The organism is Candidatus Jidaibacter acanthamoeba (assembly GCF_000815465.1).
Classification (GTDB): domain Bacteria; phylum Pseudomonadota; class Alphaproteobacteria; order Rickettsiales; family Midichloriaceae; genus Jidaibacter; species Jidaibacter acanthamoebae.
In genome coordinates this window covers 1-253 of record NZ_JSWE01000163.1, presented here as the reverse complement: position 1 = coordinate 253, position 253 = coordinate 1, and the positions used below count along the sequence as shown (strand labels likewise).

Annotated in this window: 1 protein-coding gene; it reads right to left on the bottom strand. The window is 32.0% G+C overall.

Translation table 11 applies throughout. The features are described from left to right. The coding region (locus NF27_RS13365) for a hypothetical protein (protein WP_152606879.1) at window positions 1-211 on the bottom strand (211 nt) is incomplete at its 3' end. Between the last annotated feature and the right edge of the window lie 42 nt (window positions 212-253).

Genomic DNA, 253 nt, shown 5'->3' with positions numbered 1-253 from the left:
CCATTTCAAACTTCATTGAAATTATAGACTTAAACTCCCATTCAAGAGACTGCCTCAGTATACTACCCGGATAGTTCTTTTCATAGAAAGAACAAAAATTATTAACTTGGCATTTATTCCTAAATATTATGTTGGCAATTGTGATTTCATGCTTTCCAGGCTTTAACCCATTGCCGGTTTGAATATAAGAATCATCACTAATACCAGCCATATTGATTAAAGCTTTGCTAATGATTACACCATTATTAATTTC